We start from the raw sequence: 18,559 nt of genomic DNA, 5'->3' as shown, positions 1-18,559 counted from the left end.
GCCATCCCTGTCGAGTGCCCGGTCCTTCGGATGCCGCCGGCCAACGGCCTTCGGATACAGCGCAGCGTAGTTCAAAGCCCACAAGCTTTCCCATGCGCGCCATCAACATCGGTAGAAATGTCACACAAAAAAAGGCCCGCTTGCGCGGGCCTTTTCCTGAACCGTTAGAGCGGTGAGGCTCAGGCCAGTTCGTCGAAGCACTCGGCCAGGATGGCCAGGCCTTTTTCCAGCTGCGCGTCAGGGATGGTGACGGGCATCAGGAAGCGGATCACGTTGTAGTAGGTACCGCAGGAGAGCAGGATCAGACCTTTCTCACGGGCACGAACCACGATCTTGCTGACCAGTTCTGCGGCCGGCTTGTTGTGATCGCCACCTTCGAACAGCTCGATGGCGATCATCGAACCCAGGCCACGAACGTCGCCGATCACCTTGTGCTTGGCCTGGATGTCGCGCAGACCGGCTTTCAGGCTTTCGCCAACGGCTTGCGAACGCTCCAGCAGCTTCTCTTCGTCGAACACTTTCAGCACGGCCAGGGCCGCGGCGCAAGCGATCGGGCTACCGGCGTAGGTGCCGCCCAGGCCGCCCGGAGCGATGGCGTCCATGATCTCGGCTTTACCAGCAACGCCGGAGATCGGGAAACCACCGCCAACGGACTTGGCGAAGGTGGTCAGGTCCGGGACGATGCCCAGTTGCTCGGTGGCGAAGAAGGTGCCGGTACGGCCAGCACCGGTCTGCACTTCGTCAGCGATCAGCAGGATGCCGTGCTCGTCGCACAGGGCGCGCAGGCGCTGCATGAAGGCCTTCGAGTTGACGTAGAAGCCACCTTCGCCCTGAACCGGCTCGATGATGATGGCGGCGATGTCACGCGGCTGAGCGTCGTTCTTGAAGATGCGCTCGATGCTGGCGATCGACTCGTCTTCGCTCACGCCGTGCAGCTCGCACGGAGCCAGGGCGCGGAAGATGCCGCCCGGCATCAGGCCCATGCCAGCGGAGTACGGAACGACCTTGCCGGTCAGGCCCAGGGTCATCATGGTACGGCCGTGGTAGGCGCCGGTGAAGGCGATCACGCCAGCGCGGCCGGTGGCGGCACGGGCGATCTTGACGGCGTTTTCAACGGCTTCGGAGCCGGAGGTGACCAGCAGGGTCTTCTTCGGGAAGTTGCCCGGAACGCGCTTGGCGATCTCTTCGGCCAGCTCGATGTAGGGCTCGTACGCCAGCACCTGGAAGCAGGTATGGGACAGCTTGGTCAGTTGCTCCTGAACGGCGGCGATCACTTTCGGGTGCAGGTGACCGGTGTTCAGTACGGCAATGCCGCCGGCGAAGTCGATGTACTCACGACCTTCGACGTCCCACACGGTGGAGTTCTCGGCGCGCTCGGCGACGACCGGGTGGATCTGGCCGACACCGCGCGGTACGGCGGCCTGACGACGTTGCAGCAGGGATTCGTTGGTTTTGCTCATAGCTTCCTCAGTGGCCGCTCATCGGGCGACCGGATCAAAGGATGAAAGCGGGGAGAAGCCACACACGACAGCATACGATGATCGACTGTCGCGGCACTTGCGGCCCGCCGGACGGGTTGTCCGGTGCTACCACCGGAAAACGCCGACGCGAAGGTGGCTGTCAGCTCTTGCCTGCCACCTCGCGCCCACGGAAAAAACGGATCAGATACCGCCGAGGCAGAGGTATTTGACTTCGAGGTAGTCCTCGATGCCGTACTTCGAACCTTCGCGACCCAGGCCGGAGGCCTTGATGCCACCGAACGGCGCGACTTCGTTGGAGATCAAGCCGGTGTTGATACCCACCATGCCGTACTCGAGCTGCTCGGCAACGCGGAAGACGCGGGCCAGATCGCGGGCGTAGAAGTACGACGCCAGGCCGAACTCGGTGTCGTTGGACATGGCGATGACTTCAGCCTCGTCCTTGAAGCGGAACACCGGCGCCAGCGGGCCGAAGGTCTCGTCCTTGGACACCAGGGCGGACTTCGGTACGTCGACCAGAATGGTCGGCTCGAAGAAGGTGCCACCCAGGGCGTGCGGTTTGCCGCCGGTGAGGACCTTGGCGCCCTTGGAAACGGCGTCGGCAATGTGCTCTTCGACCTTGGCAACCGCCTTGGAATCGATCAGCGGGCCGGTGGTGACACCCTGCTCCAGGCCGTTGCCGATGTTCAGCTTGGCCACGGCGGCCTTCAGCTTCTCGACGAAGGCGTCGTATACGCCGTCCTGCACATACAGGCGGTTGGCGCAGACGCAGGTCTGGCCGTTGTTGCGGTACTTGGAAATCAGCGCGCCTTCGACGGCGGCGTCCAGATCGGCATCGTCGAAGACGATGAACGGCGCGTTGCCGCCCAGTTCCAGGGACACTTTCTTGATGTCCTTGGCGCATTCGGCCATCAGCTGGCGACCGATCTCGGTGGAGCCGGTGAAGGTCAGCTTGCGCACGATCGGGTTGCTGGTCAGCTCACCGCCGACTTCGCCGGCGCTGCCGGTGACGACGCTGAACACGCCCTTCGGAATACCGGCGCGCTCGGCCAGTTCGGCCAGGGCCAGGGCGGAGTACGGCGTCTGCGAAGCGGGCTTGAGCACCATGGTGCAGCCAGCGGCCAGGGCCGGGCCGGCTTTGCGGGTGATCATCGCGGACGGGAAGTTCCACGGGGTGATGGCCGCGGTCACGCCGATGGGCTGCTTGATCACGATGATGCGCTTGTCGGGCTGGTGGCCCGGAATGGTGTCGCCGTAGATGCGCTTGGCTTCTTCGCCGAACCACTCGAGGAAGGAGGCAGCGTAGGCGATCTCGCCCTTGGCTTCGGCCAGCGGCTTGCCCTGCTCGATGGTCATCAGGCGAGCCAGGTCGTCCTGGTTGGCGATCATCAGGTCGAACCACTTGCGCAGCTTGTTGGCGCGCTCCTTGGCGGTCAGCGCACGCCAGGCCGGCAGGGCCTTGTCGGCAGCTTCGATGGCACGACGGGTTTCGTCAGCGCCCATCTTCGGCACGGTACCGATGATCTCGTTGGTGGCCGGGTTGTTCACGTTGATGGTCTTGCCGTTATCGGCGTCGACCCAGGAACCGTCAATGTAAGCCTGTTGGCGGAACAGCTTGGCATCATTGAGTTGCATGACCTGTCTCCTTTCGAGGAAAGCCTGTGGACGGCGGGTCTACCTCGAGTCCCCGCCTGCCTTGTTGTCTGGATGGGAGAGACCACAGTCTCTGCCGTTCATTCGCTCCGGCCGATCAGTATCGGCGGTGGAAACGAATGTCGCCTGCAAATGAGGCGACGCCAGGCGAACGGCTCTTAGTTCGCTCGGCGTGCGGACACGAAAAAACGCAGGCCGGGGTCATTGCCCGGTCTGATTGAACGCGATCACGCACAGGTTCCCGGGCTCGGCCCAGGAGTACGACTGCCCTACAACCTTCCGGTACGCTGATCGACGGAAGCCGCACGGAGACCTGTCACGAGGGACATGCGGTGGGTGCAACGGAAGACTGTCATCCCGCAGGCTGATGGCCGGCTGGTGTGATGCCAATTCTCCGGTCTCCTGTTGTTGTGATGGGGAGGCGTTTGAAATCTCAAACGAATCCTAGGGCCCTCGACTGCAAAGGGCAATAGCTCGTTCGACAAAGCCAACGAAGGTATCAGGTTGCGGCGGGTTTTCGGCAGATTTCTACCGACAGGCGGCTGTATTCGTTCGATATCATGAACGAGCGTACCTGCATTGGACGCCCGCACGGGAGATGCGTATGATTGCCGCCTGCCGCGCCAGCCGCGGCATACGCACCAGTAGCTCAGCTGGATAGAGTACTGCCCTCCGAAGGCAGGGGTCGTGGGTTCGAATCCCGCCTGGTGCGCCATCTACCTGTTTCGCGCTGTCTCCGACAGTCTATGAAACACCCTGAAAAGCCCGCCCTGTGCGGGCTTTCTTGTTTCTGCCTGTCTCTTCTTATCTCTCCCTAGCCTTGACCGCCGTGTACACCAGCGTGTACACCTGAAGAAACTTCGAACCAGCGGTGTACAAGGATGAAACGGAGCGAGATCAAGCGGCGCCCCCTAGCGGACACAACCCTGGCCAGCCTGGAATCTGAGAGCACCCCTTACAGGGAGCTGGACGGCAACGGCCTGTACTTCCGAGTAAAACCCAACGGGCAGAAGTCCTGGAACTTCCGTTACAAGAAACCGGACGGGAAATGGTCCTGGCTCGGCCTGGGCAGCTATCCCGAAGTCAGCGGATCGGTTGCAAGGCAGAAGGCTACAGAACTGCGCGCTGATGCTGCGGACGGGAAAAGCCCCCTCGCGACCAAGCACGCCCGCAAGGTTTCTGAGCTGAAGGCAGCCAACAGCACCTTCGAAGCACTGGCCCGGGAGTGGATCGCGATCCGTCTACCTGGCTGGGCGGAGAACACCGCCAAACGCACCGTCGGAGCCTTGGAGCTGCATGCCTTTCCCGTTTTTGGCAAGCGTCTGTATACCGAGATACTGCCCATCGAGTGGATGGAGTTCTTCAAGGGCATGGAGCAGAAGGGCATCATCGAGCAGATGGGGCGGGTACGCCGATCCTGCAAGGAAATCTATGATCTGGCCCGCGTCACCGGTCGCGCCGTCCAAAACCCGTTGGACGGCCTGAGCCGCTTCCTGCAGAGCAAGCCTGCAGAGAACTACGCCCACGTCAGTGCCCAGGAACTTCCCTCCCTCCTGCGGGCCGTCGCTGCCTACCCGCATGCCCACGATGTTCGGCTTGGCCTGCGCCTACTAATGCTCACCGGAGTACGCCCCAGCGAACTGCGCGAAGCCCGCTGGGAAGAGTTCGACATAGATTCTGGCCTCTGGCATATCCCTGCAGATCGCATGAAGAAGCGCCGGCCTCATACTGTTCCGCTGTCACGCCAGGCCCTCGCCGCCCTGGAACAACTCCAGGTCATGACAGGCGCTTACCCTCTGCTCTTCCCGGGACGCAACGACCGCACCAAGCCCCGCAGTAACATGGCGTTCAATATGGCGCTGCGGCGCATGGGGTATGAAGGCAGACAAACTGGCCACGGATTCCGGCACATCGCCGCAACCACACTCCGAGAACGTGGATTCGCCAAGGAACATGTGGAGGCTCAGCTATCTCACGTCGAGGACGGGGTAGCCGGCGTCTACAACAAGGCGATCTACATTGAGCAGCGCAGGACCATGATGCAGTGGTACGCCGACCACCTGGATGAACTAGAGCGGGATAACGTGGTGCAGGGCAATTTCGGCATAGCCGGCTAGGGCATGGCATATTCGATACCCTAAAGAAGCCGGTGTAATTTGAGTAACTTGTGTAATTGAGCCCTTGCCCGACCCAGTGCCACTAGGCCTGCAGGAAGGCCACACAAATGGAAAGAGCCATAACACAAAGGTGTTTTTCGCCAGTTTGTGTAGTGACTCATGAGATGAGCCGAAAGCGCTCGCCCCTCCCTGTTGGCCGCTCTATACAGCTGAACTCCGCGCAATTGCCCGCGATCTACGCCGGGCCAATCCAGGGGCAAGGGGCAACTATGGAAAATGGAATGCTGCTGGATACCCAGTCGATCAATCCTATCGGGATGCCGATTGAAGTCATCAGGGCCAGACTAGAGTCGCTGCCCCGCTTCCCTCGTTACGCAGATCAGGTGGACGCCGTGCTGGCCCTGCTCGGTTCGATTCGCCCCTGGCTATCGGGCGAGGCTGGCCCGGCACTGGCGAGCGCTGCGTATGACCACAACGACGCCATCTTCCAGTTGGTCGATAGTTACTCGGTACGATTCCTGCCTAACAGCCTCAGGCAGTTCAGCAAAGTCCCGTCTGCTACTGACATGGAGACCATCATGGCCTTCGCGTTGGGTTGCGGCTTGCGGGCCCTGGGCGCTCTATCTTCCGTTCTGGGAGGCGATCAGGAGGACGAACTATCATCCCTGGAGATGTTCAGCCTGCACCTAGAGACCATTGCTGAATACCTCCCGGCAGCGGCAGTTTCCTTGAATGTTCCGGATGATGCCTTGCAGGCTTGCGACGAACTGGGCGAAAGCGCGCGCGATGGGGCGAGGCGCGCCACGGCGAAAGCGGATGGGATTCGGGGCGGGCTCGCTCGTCTCGGCCTGGACGGCGTTGGCCCTAGAGATGACACGATCCGGGAAAAGGCTCTGGAGATGTTCCGGACCGGAACTCGGCTGCACAATCTAAACAGCAAACTTCGCGCATGGCAGATGCGTGAAACCGGCCAGTCTCTTTCGAAGCCTGCTATGGGCGCGGTCTTGCGGCGCATCGGCCTGAGCCTCAACGATTAACCAGTTAACCCACCTGTCAACTAAGCGAAAAAGTAAAGCGAAGATCGGCGGCCATCGAGCCATGCCATAGCGTTAGCGCCGTGTCCATCCACGACCACGGGTAACGCTATATGACTACGCAAGCACAACACTCCGCAGGGGAGCTTCCACTCAGCCCCACAGACCTGCTCACACCCGATCAGGTGGCGGCGGCACTCGGCCTCTCCCACCGCACGCTCGCCGCTTGGCGCAGCTCCAGCCGCAACCCCTTGCCCTACGTGAAGGTCGGCACCCGGGTGCGCTACCGCCGACAAGACGTTGCTGCCTGGCTCGAAAGCCGCCGCATATTGGCCAGCGGTCGGTGAGGGAGCGCCAATGAGCCAGAAGAAACAGCAATCCCCTACCCTCGGCCAGTTGCTGGCCGACCCTTCGGCGACGCTCATTCGCATCGCCCAGGTGGTCGCCATCGTCGGCTTGGCGCGGCCGACCATCTACAAGCTGATGCAGCAGAAGGAAAGCGGTTTCCCGCTGCCAGTGAAACTCAGCGACAGCAACGCCCGAGGAGCCCCTGTGGCCTGGGTATTGAGCGAAGTTCAAGACTGGGTGCGCGCGCGAATCGCAGCTCGCGGGAGGGATGCCGCATGACGCCGATTTTCCTGCCGCACAACGCCCTCGATGCGACGGACGACGATGCCGCTGCACTCCTGCCGCCCCTTGCGGTGCAAGGACGCCAGCAGCTCCGGGCGCTCCGTGATCGTGCCATCGCCGAAGGGGCCCAAGTCCTGCTTCTGCTCTGGCCCACCTTGGAGTGGGTGCTGCTCGCTATTGAGCCACCAGCAGACGTGCTTGTCCGGGACGCGGTGCAGTTGGTCCCCAACCTGCTGGTCAACCCGGCAGCCCTGCAACAGATGCACGACAACTCCATGCGTGGCCAGCACCTCGCCTGGTTGCAACTCCATCGCCCCGACACCTTGCACTGAAACGAAAACGCCCCCGGCTGTAACCGGAGGCGTTCGAACTCGATCAGCCCGCGACCAACGAACTGAGAGGCCAGTCTATGCCCCACTTCATCCACCCGCAAGCCATCGCGCTTGCACGACGCCGGCCGGCGCGCTACGCTGCCGTCGTCACGGTAAATCCCGTGGCCGGGTTTGGCGACCCGAGAATGAAATTGGCGCACAAGCGCCCCCAAGACCATTGCTGGCGCTTTTTTTGTGCCTGCAATGTCGCTCTATGGTGGCGGCTGTGCGTGGGAGACCTTCGGGTCTGCCGGGTTCCAATTTCCCCGGTTCGCCAACCTGCGCACAGCTGCCACCTCCCACCGTTTGGCGACGGTTCGTGGCAGCTCCTACGACGAAATTGGAGCTATACCCATGAAACACTCGCACGCCCTCAATCCGTCCGCTCGCGCCGCCGCACACAAAGCAATGGCGTTGGCTGCCCTCCGCGCAAACTCCAGCCTGTCCACCCGCCTCGCTCGCTACAACCACCACATGGCCCAGGCCCGCAGCCTGGAGTTGGTCGGGGGTGCGCAATGAGCATCACCCTCCAAGATATGCGCGATGCGACCGATCAGCTCTGCGCCGCGCGGTGTGTCATGGGCCGGCTCCGTGACCTGTTCGCAGCCATTAGTAAGCTGGGCAGCGATGATGCCGCCGGCCTGGCACTGATCGGTAAGGGCATGGCAGATGAGTGGGACAACGTCCTAGATGTAGCCGTTGAGGACTTCGGATCGCGGCTGAAATCCCCAACCGTTTCGTCAGTTGGTGGCCGCTCGGGGGGTGACGCTTACGACGACGCCACCCTGGCTCTGGAGCGGGCTCAGGTGCTGGCGTGTCTCTTGATGAGCGCACCCGTGAATGGTGTGGCGCCGGGCGTGCAGCAAAGGTCCATCGCTCATATCCACGAAGCACTGTGTGATGCAAAGGACGCCGTGTCGCTCGCCCACTACCAAGGGGGTGCGCAATGAGCCTCCGCAATCGCGCCAGCACCAAGCGAGTTGGCTGCTTCTCCACCGACGGGGCGCCGATGTTCTCGGTCAATCCAGGGCTTTCGGCCGTCGCCGCCCTGGAGCTGGCCTCCTGCTTCCTGGCCACAATCAGCGACCTGAGCGGAACTATCGGCGAGGAAGGGGGTGATACGTCGGAGGCGTATGCGGCCCACTACCTGGCGGATATGGCCAAGGCCCTGGTTGACTCCGCTACCGAAGGGTTGCTCAAAGCGGGGCAAAGCCAATGACGAAGCCTCGCAACGACAAGCCCAGGCACCCGACCTTTGCCGAGGTTAAGCGCGCTGCCCTGCAGGCAATCGAGCGAGTTCTCGCTCGCTGGCTTCCGGGAGGCAAGCGCGTCGACGGCAACAAGGAGTACACCGCCCCCAACCCGACCCGCGCGGACAAACATGCCGGATCGCTCAAGGTGAATCTGGCAAAAGGCACCTGGGCCGATTTCGCCACGGGCGACAAGGGCGGCGACCTGATTGACTTGGTGCAGTACGTGGAAGGCTGCAGCCAGGTAGATGCGTGCAACAAGCTGGCTGATTTCCTGAGCATCACTGCCAGCAGTGGGGCTGCGCCGGCCGAGCCCGCCAGAGCCAAGCCACCGGAGTGGACTCCTGTCCAGCCGGTGCCCGCTGACGCAATGCAGAAGGTGCCCACCAAACACAGGCAGCACGGTACGCCATCCGCAGAGTGGGTCTACAAAGACCAACAGGGTCAGCCCTTGATGGTGCTCTACCGCTTCGACCTGGCGCCGGACGATGGCGCGGCGCGCCGCAAGGTCTTCGCTCCGTTGACCTGGTGTGCGGACCAAGGTGGTGCCCACCAATGGCGCTGGCAGGGCCTGGGCGAGCCACGCCCGCTGCTGCACATGGAGCAGCTGGCCGGCCGCGCAGATGCCCCGGTTGTGCTCTGCGAGGGCGAGAAGGCGGCGGACGCCGCCGCTGTGCTGTTGCCCGGCTACGTCTCCACCTGCTGGCCGAACGGGACAAACTCGTGGAAGAAGGCAGACTTCTCTCCGCTCGCTGGGCGCCATGTGCTGTGCTGGCCCGACAACGACATCCCGGGCCTCAGCTGCATGAAGGCCCTAGCCGAGCACTTGCGGCAGCTCGGCGCCGCCTCCGTGCGGACTGTTGCGATGGCGGCGCTCAGCCAGCGCCCCCACCTCGATGGCAGGGCGGCTACCTTCACCCAGGACGGTGAGTGGGCGGAAGGTGACGACGCTGCGGACGCCATTGCCAAGGGCTGGACAGCCGAGCACCTGGCCGCCCTAGAGAGCACGGGCGAACTATTCATCCCCGCTACTCCAGCGCCCGCCGAAGCTACTCAAGCGAAGGCGAGCAAGCCCAAGAGCCCGCCGGCAGAGAGGACGGCTCCGTCCGGATTCCGAGTGACTCCGGACGGAGTGTTCTACATGGGCGAGGATGGGGAGGCGCGGCCCGTGTGCTCCCGCCTGGAAATCATGGCCAGAACGCGAGACGACAAAGGCCAGAGCTGGGGTCTACTGGTTGAGTTCGATGACCCGGACGGCGACCGCAAGCGGCTGAATATCCCTGCGCGCGCGATGGCAGGCGACTTCGGAAAGGAGGTGCTCGGACCACTGGTTGATATGGGTCTACGGCTCGCTCCGGTCCGCACGGCACGTAATGCTCGCAACGACCTGCAAGGCTACCTGCAAGGGTATGAGAGCCAGGAGCGGGCGCGTCTAGTGACGAGCCTGGGCTGGCATGGCGATGCCTACCTGTTGCCGGATCGGCAGATCGGCCAGAGCGGTGAGCACCTGCACTTCTACGAAGCAGGGGCACAGCTACCACCCATTGGCCAAGCCGGTACCTTGGAGCAATGGCAGCGCCAGATAGGCGCTCTGTGCGTGGACAACAACCGACTGGCGTTCGTCGTGTGCGTAGCTTTCGCGGGGCCGCTGCTCCAGTTGCTGGGCGCGGAGTCGGGGGGGTTCCACCTCTACGGCGATAGCTCCGGGGGCAAAACCACGCACCTGCAAGTGGCCGCCTCAGTGTACGGGGGGCCACGCTTGGTCCGGTCCTGGCGATCTACGGACAACGCATTGGAGTCCATCGCAGCTGCCCACTCGGACGGGCTGCTCGTGCTTGATGAAATCGGCATGTGCGATGGGCGAATCATTGGCGAAACGGTGTACATGCTCGGCAATGGCACTGGCAAGGCGCGGGCCAATGATCGCGGCCAAGCGGGAAAGCAGGTGCAGGAATGGCGTTTGCTCTTCCTCTCCACGGGTGAGAAGACGCTCGCCCAGCACATGGCGGAGGCACACAAGGAACTCAAGGCAGGAATGGAAGTGCGGATGCTCGCCATCCCTGCGGATGCAGGCAAGGGCCTGGGCTTGTTCGAGGCTCTCCACGGTTTCGAGGAAGCGGCCGCGCTGTCCGATGCCCTCAAGGCAAGGGTGGGGCAGTACTACGGAACCCCTGCCCTGGCCTTCCTGCAGGCCCTGTGTGAGCCAGGGAAACTCCGTGGCTATGTCGCGGTAGTGCGGAGCACGGTGGATAGGTTCGTAAGCGATGCCCTCCCCAGCGAGGCCAGCGGTCAGGCACAACGCGCCGCTGCGCGCTTCGCCCTGGCCGCCGCAGCCGGCGAACTGGCCACTGCGATGGACGTAACGGGCTGGCCCCCGGGGACCGCCACCACAGCGGCCAGAGCCTGCCTATCCGCCTGGATGGATGAACGCGGCGGCGCTGGAAACCTAGAGGGGGCGGCGATCATTGAGCGCCTCCGGCTGATGGTGGAGCGCTTCGGTGAAAGCCGGTTCACACGCTGGGAGGGTTTCGCGGCCAAGGTAGATGACCACGCGCCTCGCACGGCTGACCGGCTCGGGTTTCGACGGACCGTTACACACGGCGAAGCTGGCGGTGAGTACACCCGGGTTACTTACTACTTCCTGGCAATGGCGTGGAAGGACGAAGTGTTCAAGGGGATGAACCTCCGCACCGTCAATCGGGTGCTCCAGGCCAAGGGGATCCTTCTGCAGGGAATGGATTCGCGCGCCGCGCAAGTCGTAACGCTCCCTGGGATGGGTAGCACTCGGGCCTATGTGGTGGACAACGCCGCACTCTTCACCGCTGCGGCCTAAGGAGAGCCGCATAGCGGCTGGGGGTGCCGGCGCCTATCGGGCCTAGCCAGCCCGCTAACTGCAAGTATCAATCAAATTTGGGAGTACACCACATGAAACAACAGATGAAAGATCACCAGGCAGAAATGGCCAGCGTAGTCGCAAGGTTGGAGAAGCTGCGCGAACAACTGCCCAGGCTGGAGCAGGTGGAAAGGGATGCCCCAATCACACACAACCATCTCGGTAACGTCGTCGCTACTCTCGATAAGCAAGTGGCAGAGGCGGCACGAATGGAGGCCGATTCTGAGGTTGCGATGCTTGAAAGGCGACTCGATTGGCTAAACCAGTGGCTCGCTCACGCGGACCGGGTAGTCAATGCAGACGCAGATATCGCGGCGGCTCAACAGCTGGTTGCTGAATGCGACCAGAAGTGCGCGCGGCTGAATCGCAGCAGTCAACGGGTGCGAAAGCATGTGGAGCAAATCAAGCAGGAGCAACAGACTGCTGAAGACTTGGCGAGTGAAGGACTGCAAAGCGCAGTGCAAGCCCTCGCCAAAGCCACTGCTGCTGGAGATGCCACGGCTGCAGCAGCAGCCCAAGCGGCAATGCAAGGTGCCCGGGAAGCGGGCCAACATGCCAGCCAAACTGCCGCAAACAACGTCAGCCTGTTGGCCGCTCTAGAGGCGGAGAGTGAAGCCCTCCGCCAGGAATCCACGCAGGCAGAACAAGACCTTGCGGCAGCACGAGCAAGGGTAAAGGCTGGGCGGTGGGCAAAATACGGAGCAGAGTGGGACAGGCTCGCGGATGAACTCGCTAAGGTCGGCGCCAAGTTGGCTGGGCTAGACACACGCTATCCCCTGTCGCAAGTAAAAGTCCCCCGCTTCGCACCTGGTGCAGGGATTGTTGATTTCGAAGCTCTGCTGCGAGCAGCGCAGAGGAAAGGTTAATGGCCAGTGATTACCGGGCCAGGGTAGCCAAGTGCCTCCGCAATGGATTCGAAAGGCAGAACGGATATGTCATCGTGTGGGCGGTGGTTTGTTGGGAAGGACTAGCGGAAGAGCGTGGCATCGTGCGTCCCTTCTCCACTGAGGAACGGGCAGACTGGGCCAGTGGAGTGCTGGCGGCCCACTACGGCGACCGGGTGTACGAAGTGGTTAAGCAGTTAACTGGACGCCCAGTGGATGCCCAGCAAATGGATGTCTTCGAAGGGTGGGCAATGGAAGATGTTGGCAGGTTGGCGCTTGCCGACAAGTACAAGGCCTGGCCGAAGTAGCTCCCTCTTGATGCCGCCGGTCGACGCGCCGGCGGCCTTTTAACTTAACGCATCTCTCGCTCCATCAAGCTCCGCCCCGAAGATAAATGGCGCCTCCTTCAGCTTCATCGCGCGCCAATAACGCGCACTCTATGAGTCTTTAGATCGTTGGGCTAAGTCCACGAAGCTCCAGTCGGCCGCCTAGACCACACCTAAAACTCGGCGCATCTAGACAAGACCAGGAGTACTGGATACAAGGTTGCCAGGAGCGCAACTCTACTCAGACGGGTATGCCAAAGGGACATTGGAGCTGAAAATGACTGATAACGTTCTTCTCCGTTTCTTAAGCCACGGCTTAATCGATGTTGGCGGTGATGACGCCAAGCTCGAAAAGCTCCAGGCTACAGCGGTCGATTTGGCTGGTTTTCTGAAAAAAAATCCTACGAAAGCCACCGCATACTCGTTGGTCGCCTTCGATCCGCACGCCCCCGTTGATGATCCCGTGGTCCGTGAGGCCCTAGAAGCGCTGAAGAGCCGATGGGCAACCTATAGCAATACATTCTCAGGGACGCCAATCAACGTTGTTCGCGCAATGCTGCTCGATGCGCTGACGAGAGCTGCAGACAACGACGAGAATATCGGGGTCGCCTTCGTGACCTCGGCTCGTAACACGCTGCCTTTCATTACGGCAGGCGACGAGCAGGGCATCTGGACAGACGCTGTAATAGCAGTTGAGAAACGTGTGGATGCGCGAGCTGAAATCGAGTGGGCGACCCCCGCCTCGATCACTGCCCCCCCTCTCAACTTCAGTGTGCCGGAAATTGGAGCGGCGACTGTCAAGACCAGTCGTGTCAATCGTGACTTCCTTAAGAAAGGAATTTGGGCTGCGGCAGGCCCCCAGTACTACGATCCGCAGCAAGGGAATAATGTAGCGACAAATGGTAATCCCAATTGGCCGCAACACAATGCCCAACAGTGGGTTACCGAGCTCGGCAACCGAATGGCCGATGCGGTTGCCGATGTAATTGATGCCGTCGTCGGCAAAACGAGCGTCGAACATGCGAGCTTGAATGAACCCTTCCGAGTCCTCGCGACAAATGTCACAGACTACGTTGATTCTGCACTCAAAGCGGTGAGCGGTGCGACAGTCGGCCTACAGCGACGCACTGCTCTACTTTGGTGGAAAGAAGCACTCTTCTCCCCCAGCGCACGAGTGAGCTACCGCGACCTGCCACCCTCCGCTGCCGCCGCGCAAATGGCCTTCGACCTACATCTGCAAGTACCGACGCTATCCCCTGCCAGTGTGTCTGCCTTTCTCTTCGAAACCGTCGTAAACCTACCCTCCATCGAACCGAATGAGCTTTTTTCGATTGGCGACTTGGTAACTGAAGCGCAGTCACACGCTAGCTTAGCTGGACTTCGCAGCGCCGCTGCCGAGGCTGTCGGCCCTCCCGATGGACGAGGTCCTATCTTGGCGCTAATTGCTCATCCCGATGCACCCGCAGCTCGCTCCGCGACCGAGTTTCGTCGTTTGACCGGTGTTCCAGTTGATGCGGAACTCACACTACCAGGCTGGGCAACATGGGTGTTCCGGGAGCTACAGGCTGCCCGCGCCACCATGGAAGATGCGAAACCGACGCGCCGTTCACGAAAGGCTTAAAACGCATGCAACAGTGCAAGCGTCACTCCTGTTTTGTACCCGATATTGGCTGCGACCTGGGTCATGCGGATCTTTCGCAATGCCCTCAATGGTGCAACAAGGCCCAAACGACCGCCGCTGAACAGGAAGTAACCGCCGAGTTGCTTCTTCCATGGTCTGGCAGTGCCCTCGGCCTAGCAGACCTTGGTTTTGTCTCGGGACGCGCTCGCCCATTTATCGTTGGGGTCGCCGGTCCGCAAAACGCGGGTAAAACTACACTTCTCGGCGCCTGGTATCTGCTCCTAGGGCGCGGCGCCATCCAAATTCCTAACCGCGCTTTTGCCGGTTCGTACTCTCTCGCTGGCTGGGAAGCAGTATCCGAGTCCATGCGTTGGGCGCCCGGACAGCCACCCGGCTTCCCGCCCCATACTTCCAGCCGCAATGGTCGTGCACCTGGCTTGCTCCATTTGTCTTTCTGGAACGCCAACGAAGCACAGTCGACAGACTATCTGTTCACGGACGCGCCTGGTGAGTGGTTTCAAAAATGGGCGATCAACCGAGATTCGACGGAAGGAGTAGGCGCCCGCTGGGTTGCTGACCGTGCCGATATTTTTCTTATCGTCGCCGACCGGGAGGCTTTGTCCGGTGAGAGCATGGGCTCTGCACGTAACTCTCTGCGGCTGCTCGCCCGACGCTTGGCAGATGAACGGCGAGGCCAACCGGTCGCGCTCGTCTGGACCAAGTCGGACGTGGCCATTTCAACGGAGATTGAGACTGCTGTGCGAGACGCGGTTAAAGCGCTAATGCCTGATACGGTCGAGTTCGCAACGAGCGTGGTGTCAAGTGATGCTGCAATGAGCGGGGAAGGCCTGGGCTTGATAGAGCTGTTGCAGTGGGTATTAGAGGTTCGACGCGCCCGACTTTCACTCCCACCTCCGGTTGGCGGCCGCGAGGATCCGCTTTTCATGTATGGGAATGGGTCACTATGAACATCGCCGGTAACTCCATCCTGCTTATCGGTGAGAGTGGTGTCGGAAAAACCCATTACGGCGCCCAATTGCTCCAGCGCCTAATGAAGGGCGACGGTCAACTCCGAATGAACGGTGCAGCCACCAATCTGGAGCCCTTCGAAGCGGCCCTCGAAGCTCTCAATGAAGGCAGGGCAGCCGACCACACGGCAACTACCACCTACGTCGATAGCATTTGGCCGGTTGAAGATCGCGAAGGCAGGAAAATAAACCTTGTTTGGCCTGACTATGGCGGTGAGCAGATCAAGACCATGATTTCCTCACGGCGAGTGCCTAACGCTTGGCTGGAGCGTATTCGCACGTCGAAGGCGTGGTTGCTGCTAGTCCGGCTACAACAGACACGGACTGGTGACGATATTTTCACACGCCCGCTGAGCGAACTTCATGGAAAGTCGGCGGAAAGCGGAGAAGTGCATATCTCCGATCAAGCTCGCCTAATAGAGCTCTTGCAGATGCTGCGATTTGTAGGCGCCGTGACAGATCGCCCACTTGATCAGCCTAGGCTGTGCGTCCTTCTGAGCTGCTGGGACGAGCTCGGTTTTAGTGGTGAGCCGACCACGGCTCTTGAGACACGTTTACCAATGCTGTCCGCGTTTATTCGATCGAACTGGAAGCATCCAATCATCCTAGGGTTGTCTGCCCTAGAGCGCCCTCTTGGGCCCCATGATCGTGATGTTGATTATGTCTGCCGAGGGCCAGAAGAGTTTGGCTATGTAGTGCAGTATGACGGTTCACATTCGACTGATCTTACCTTACCCGTCGTGCAAATCCTCGACAGCTTTGATTGATCACCTAGCAAGGATTCAAGAAGTGATAGTCGTCGAGCAGGCGGTATACGGAGAGGTAAAAAGCGGCCATGGACTGAGGGAAGCGAGCGGCGATAGGTCGCTGGCTCTCGCACTCGCATCGCGTCTCGATCTACCGGATACCGCGCCACCTGGCGTGGAGTGGTCTCCTTATGTTTCGGGCTTTTCTTTTGGAACAAGCTACGTACTAGCCCGCACATTTCGAGACCCAAGCGCCACGCGTGCCGGCATGGTGCTCTCGCACGCTCTGATCCTGCCACTCGACCTCATCATTAACGTAGAAGACCTTCGGCCGTTCTTTAGTCTTCTGATTACCGAACCCATCGCGCCTGAAAGGCTGTCAACGCTCAGTTTAATCCCAGACGTGTCGCCGCCAGCAACGATGATAGAGCTACCGGCAACAGCGGCGGCACTTGTCGCGCGAGACTCGAAGGGGCCCGTCGTTCATGTTGGGCTTGAAGACTTCGACTCCCTTATCGCCTCCCTGTGGTGGCATCTCTGGCCCGCCATTCGTCGAGACTTCAGCTTCCGACTGAGCTTCGGCCCAGGAGATCTCGTGGAGACCCCAGTGCCAGCTATAGTCTGCACCCCCTCCACTCTAGCCGTTCGCTGGCGGGGGCATCGCATCCTTGAACACTTTGTAAGTGCGCCAAAATCCCTAGCATCTGGAATGCTTTGCGGCGATGAAACTGGCAAACCACTTCGCGTGTTCGCGGAGGCGATTGGTGCCGAACTCACTAGCTTCGGTGACTTGCAGTTGCTTGAGCAGGCATATCGCTTTGCTGAGCTAGAACCCGATCTATTTGGTAACACCCTAGCTGCAGTTCGCCTGACAGAGCATCTTTCCCCCCTTCCAACGTGTGGGGAGAAAGGCAAGAGCGGTCTTGTTTGTCGCTTGATACTTCAGCTTGAGCACTCGACTCCTAATGACGCGCTCCAAATGCGAAACCTGAAATTGCAGGGCTTCGCTCAGGCTCACGAGGTGTGGAGCGCGCTAACACAACGTTTGGCCAATAGCTCATATCCCGCCACTTACGATGCGGTTTTTATGGGTGTTTTGGCCGATGCGGTGGAAACCAACCAGGTGGAGGAAGCATGGCGCCAGGCTATCTTGGAGGGGCTTAAGAGGGCCGCCATTGGAAGTGCGGCTGAATTTTCTTTGGCCTTATGGCGATGGGCAAAGGCGATACCAGCACTCACTGAGCTGATCTGGATGCATCTGGGCATAGACACTGCGACTGAAAAGCGCCTAGTTCAAGTCGCTCCTCGGTCCTTAGATTGTGACGCCGCGAAGCCGATTCTTGATCACGCCCTGAAAAACGGTATGTATCAACTATACGGTGCCGCAGCTGCAGCTTCCTACCCACCAATTGAAGCGGTGCGTATGCAAGCTCGTGCAGAGCCGCTCACCTCAAGCGAAGGCATCAACTGCGCTCTCCGGTGGGCGACTCCAGCTCAAATTTTGGAGTGCGCGCTGAATATCGATGACCCGCGACTCATCCCATTAGCCGCTCATAACGTAGCAAAAAATCCTGAGCTTCTCGCCTCAGTTGATACATCGACTAACCGTACTCGCACGATCTGGTCGATGGCACTCGAAACAAATCTGGAGGCTTGGCACGGCCCCAGCAATCCTCGTTCGGCGTTCGATCTAGTTCTTACCGACTTTCTGGATGGTGTCGATGAGAGTTTGGAGCTAGTTTCTCATCTAGCAAAAACACCTGTCGGCAATCTCTCCACCTTCCCTAGGCGATCAGAGCTATGGTCGAAACTTCCGAAGTCGATCAAAGACAACCTCCTTAATACCACCGCGCAGGCATTGATCCGAGGCGCTGAAGATGGCCTAGAAATTAAGGCAGTTGAGCCAATTCTGCGCGATACGGTACTAAGCAGTCATGAGTTCGACAAAGCACTTATGCGCATGGCGAAAGGGAGTGTAGGACGCGCAGTACGTCTGGTGAAGAGTTTGGGCGATTTCCCCGAAGTGCGCTTCCGCAGTTGGCTGGCCACTGCTATCGCTCAAACTTCCCCGCTACCAAGCTCGGATGCTCAGGAAATAGGAGCGCTCGCGCTACAGCATCGCTGGCGCAGCGTTTCTGAAGAATTATTGAAGGCATTACGCAGAGGACGCGAGGACGTTCGGCCAGCGCTACGTGTCTGCACTTCACTTCTACGGCTATTAGATCGAGTCTTCTTAGGATTAAGCCCAGTTAGTGCTGCTGAGAAATGGGATGCTCTTCTGGAGTTAGCCTCTGAGCTTTACCCAACTGGCCCCGACCACGACGGACTCTGGGAAAGATCTGGTGGCATGGCAGCAGATCTAACTTGGGTCGGCAACGGACGCTCTCGCTGGCAAACCGCGCTGAGCCGCATACGCCATGGTGGTAGCCCCCGAATTAGTTACGTTCTAAGTGAAATGTTGCGTGACTATGAGAACAACCAAGGATTACGCTACTTTGCAGACGACCCCGAGTTTAAATCCAACTAAC

Annotated in this window: 17 protein-coding genes and 1 tRNA gene; 16 read left to right on the top strand and 2 right to left on the bottom strand. The window is 60.4% G+C overall.

The window, feature by feature from the left end:
• Positions 1-179: 179 nt before the first annotated feature.
• Together gabT and gabD are read right to left on the bottom strand one after the other, a co-directional pair.
• Positions 180-1,460, bottom strand: coding sequence for a 4-aminobutyrate--2-oxoglutarate transaminase (gene gabT, locus AC1ZV1_RS01475; protein ID WP_484295221.1), 1,281 nt, complete (start codon positions 1,458-1,460; stop codon positions 180-182).
• A gap of 201 nt (positions 1,461-1,661) precedes the next feature.
• On the bottom strand, positions 1,662-3,113 hold the full coding sequence (gabD, locus tag AC1ZV1_RS01470) for an NADP-dependent succinate-semialdehyde dehydrogenase (RefSeq protein ID WP_088415861.1): 1,452 nt from the start codon (positions 3,111-3,113) through the stop codon (positions 1,662-1,664).
• A 656-nt stretch (positions 3,114-3,769) separates the two neighbouring features.
• Here gabD and AC1ZV1_RS01465 point away from each other — a divergent pair.
• The 16 genes from AC1ZV1_RS01465 to AC1ZV1_RS01390 all read left to right on the top strand — a co-directional run bounded on the left by AC1ZV1_RS01465 (position 3,770) and on the right by AC1ZV1_RS01390 (position 18,558).
• A tRNA-Arg gene (locus tag AC1ZV1_RS01465) sits at positions 3,770-3,846 on the top strand.
• A 166-nt stretch (positions 3,847-4,012) separates the two neighbouring features.
• The gene (locus tag AC1ZV1_RS01460; RefSeq protein ID WP_484295220.1) at positions 4,013-5,248 is read left to right on the top strand and encodes a tyrosine-type recombinase/integrase; all 1,236 of its coding nucleotides are present in this window, start codon (positions 4,013-4,015) and stop codon (positions 5,246-5,248) included.
• A 281-nt stretch (positions 5,249-5,529) separates the two neighbouring features.
• Positions 5,530-6,285, top strand: a complete 756-nt coding sequence (locus tag AC1ZV1_RS01455; protein ID WP_484295219.1) for a hypothetical protein — start codon at positions 5,530-5,532, stop codon at positions 6,283-6,285.
• Between the two features lie 110 nt (positions 6,286-6,395).
• Positions 6,396-6,629, top strand: coding sequence for a helix-turn-helix domain-containing protein (locus tag AC1ZV1_RS01450; RefSeq protein WP_484295218.1), 234 nt, complete (start codon positions 6,396-6,398; stop codon positions 6,627-6,629).
• Between the two features lie 10 nt (positions 6,630-6,639).
• Positions 6,640-6,909, top strand: a complete 270-nt coding sequence (locus AC1ZV1_RS01445; RefSeq protein ID WP_484295217.1) for a helix-turn-helix transcriptional regulator — start codon at positions 6,640-6,642, stop codon at positions 6,907-6,909.
• Complete coding sequence (locus AC1ZV1_RS01440) at positions 6,906-7,244, top strand: hypothetical protein (RefSeq protein WP_484295216.1); 339 nt, start codon at positions 6,906-6,908, stop codon at positions 7,242-7,244. The genes AC1ZV1_RS01445 and AC1ZV1_RS01440 overlap by 4 nt, the downstream gene beginning before the upstream one ends.
• A gap of 393 nt (positions 7,245-7,637) precedes the next feature.
• A complete protein-coding gene (locus AC1ZV1_RS01435) occupies positions 7,638-7,802 on the top strand; it encodes a hypothetical protein (protein ID WP_484295215.1) in 165 nt (54 codons plus the stop codon).
• Positions 7,799-8,233 carry a hypothetical protein gene (locus tag AC1ZV1_RS01430; protein ID WP_484295214.1) on the top strand — a complete coding sequence of 145 codons (435 nt, stop codon included), beginning with the start codon at positions 7,799-7,801 and terminating at the stop codon, positions 8,231-8,233. The genes AC1ZV1_RS01435 and AC1ZV1_RS01430 overlap by 4 nt, the downstream gene beginning before the upstream one ends.
• Positions 8,230-8,502, top strand: coding sequence for a DUF3077 domain-containing protein (locus tag AC1ZV1_RS01425; RefSeq protein ID WP_484295213.1), 273 nt, complete (start codon positions 8,230-8,232; stop codon positions 8,500-8,502). The genes AC1ZV1_RS01430 and AC1ZV1_RS01425 overlap by 4 nt, the downstream gene beginning before the upstream one ends.
• Entirely contained in the window at positions 8,499-11,366 is a 2,868-nt protein-coding gene (locus AC1ZV1_RS01420; RefSeq protein WP_484295212.1) for a DUF927 domain-containing protein, read from the top strand. The genes AC1ZV1_RS01425 and AC1ZV1_RS01420 overlap by 4 nt, the downstream gene beginning before the upstream one ends.
• Before the next feature lie 92 nt (positions 11,367-11,458).
• Positions 11,459-12,292 carry a hypothetical protein gene (locus AC1ZV1_RS01415; protein ID WP_484295211.1) on the top strand — a complete coding sequence of 278 codons (834 nt, stop codon included), beginning with the start codon at positions 11,459-11,461 and terminating at the stop codon, positions 12,290-12,292.
• Positions 12,292-12,618, top strand: a complete 327-nt coding sequence (locus AC1ZV1_RS01410) for a hypothetical protein (RefSeq protein ID WP_484295210.1) — start codon at positions 12,292-12,294, stop codon at positions 12,616-12,618. The genes AC1ZV1_RS01415 and AC1ZV1_RS01410 overlap by 1 nt, the downstream gene beginning before the upstream one ends.
• Positions 12,619-12,913: 295 nt before the next feature.
• Positions 12,914-14,257, top strand: coding sequence for a GTPase-associated system all-helical protein GASH (locus AC1ZV1_RS01405; protein ID WP_484295209.1), 1,344 nt, complete (start codon positions 12,914-12,916; stop codon positions 14,255-14,257).
• 5 nt (positions 14,258-14,262) lie between these two features.
• Positions 14,263-15,225, top strand: a complete 963-nt coding sequence (locus AC1ZV1_RS01400) for a TRAFAC clade GTPase domain-containing protein (RefSeq protein ID WP_484295208.1) — start codon at positions 14,263-14,265, stop codon at positions 15,223-15,225.
• Positions 15,222-16,052: a TRAFAC clade GTPase domain-containing protein gene (locus AC1ZV1_RS01395; protein ID WP_484295207.1), complete on the top strand. Its 831-nt coding sequence runs from the start codon at positions 15,222-15,224 to the stop codon at positions 16,050-16,052. The genes AC1ZV1_RS01400 and AC1ZV1_RS01395 overlap by 4 nt, the downstream gene beginning before the upstream one ends.
• Positions 15,988-18,558 carry a GAP1-N1 domain-containing protein gene (locus AC1ZV1_RS01390; protein WP_484295206.1) on the top strand — a complete coding sequence of 857 codons (2,571 nt, stop codon included), beginning with the start codon at positions 15,988-15,990 and terminating at the stop codon, positions 18,556-18,558. Before AC1ZV1_RS01395 ends, AC1ZV1_RS01390 begins: the two co-directional genes overlap by 65 nt.
• Position 18,559: the final 1 nt, after the last annotated feature.

This window comes from Pseudomonas sp. BB438, assembly GCF_057180225.1.
The sequence above is the reverse complement of the archived record's forward strand: the minus strand, read 5'-3'. Positions and strand labels throughout refer to the sequence as shown.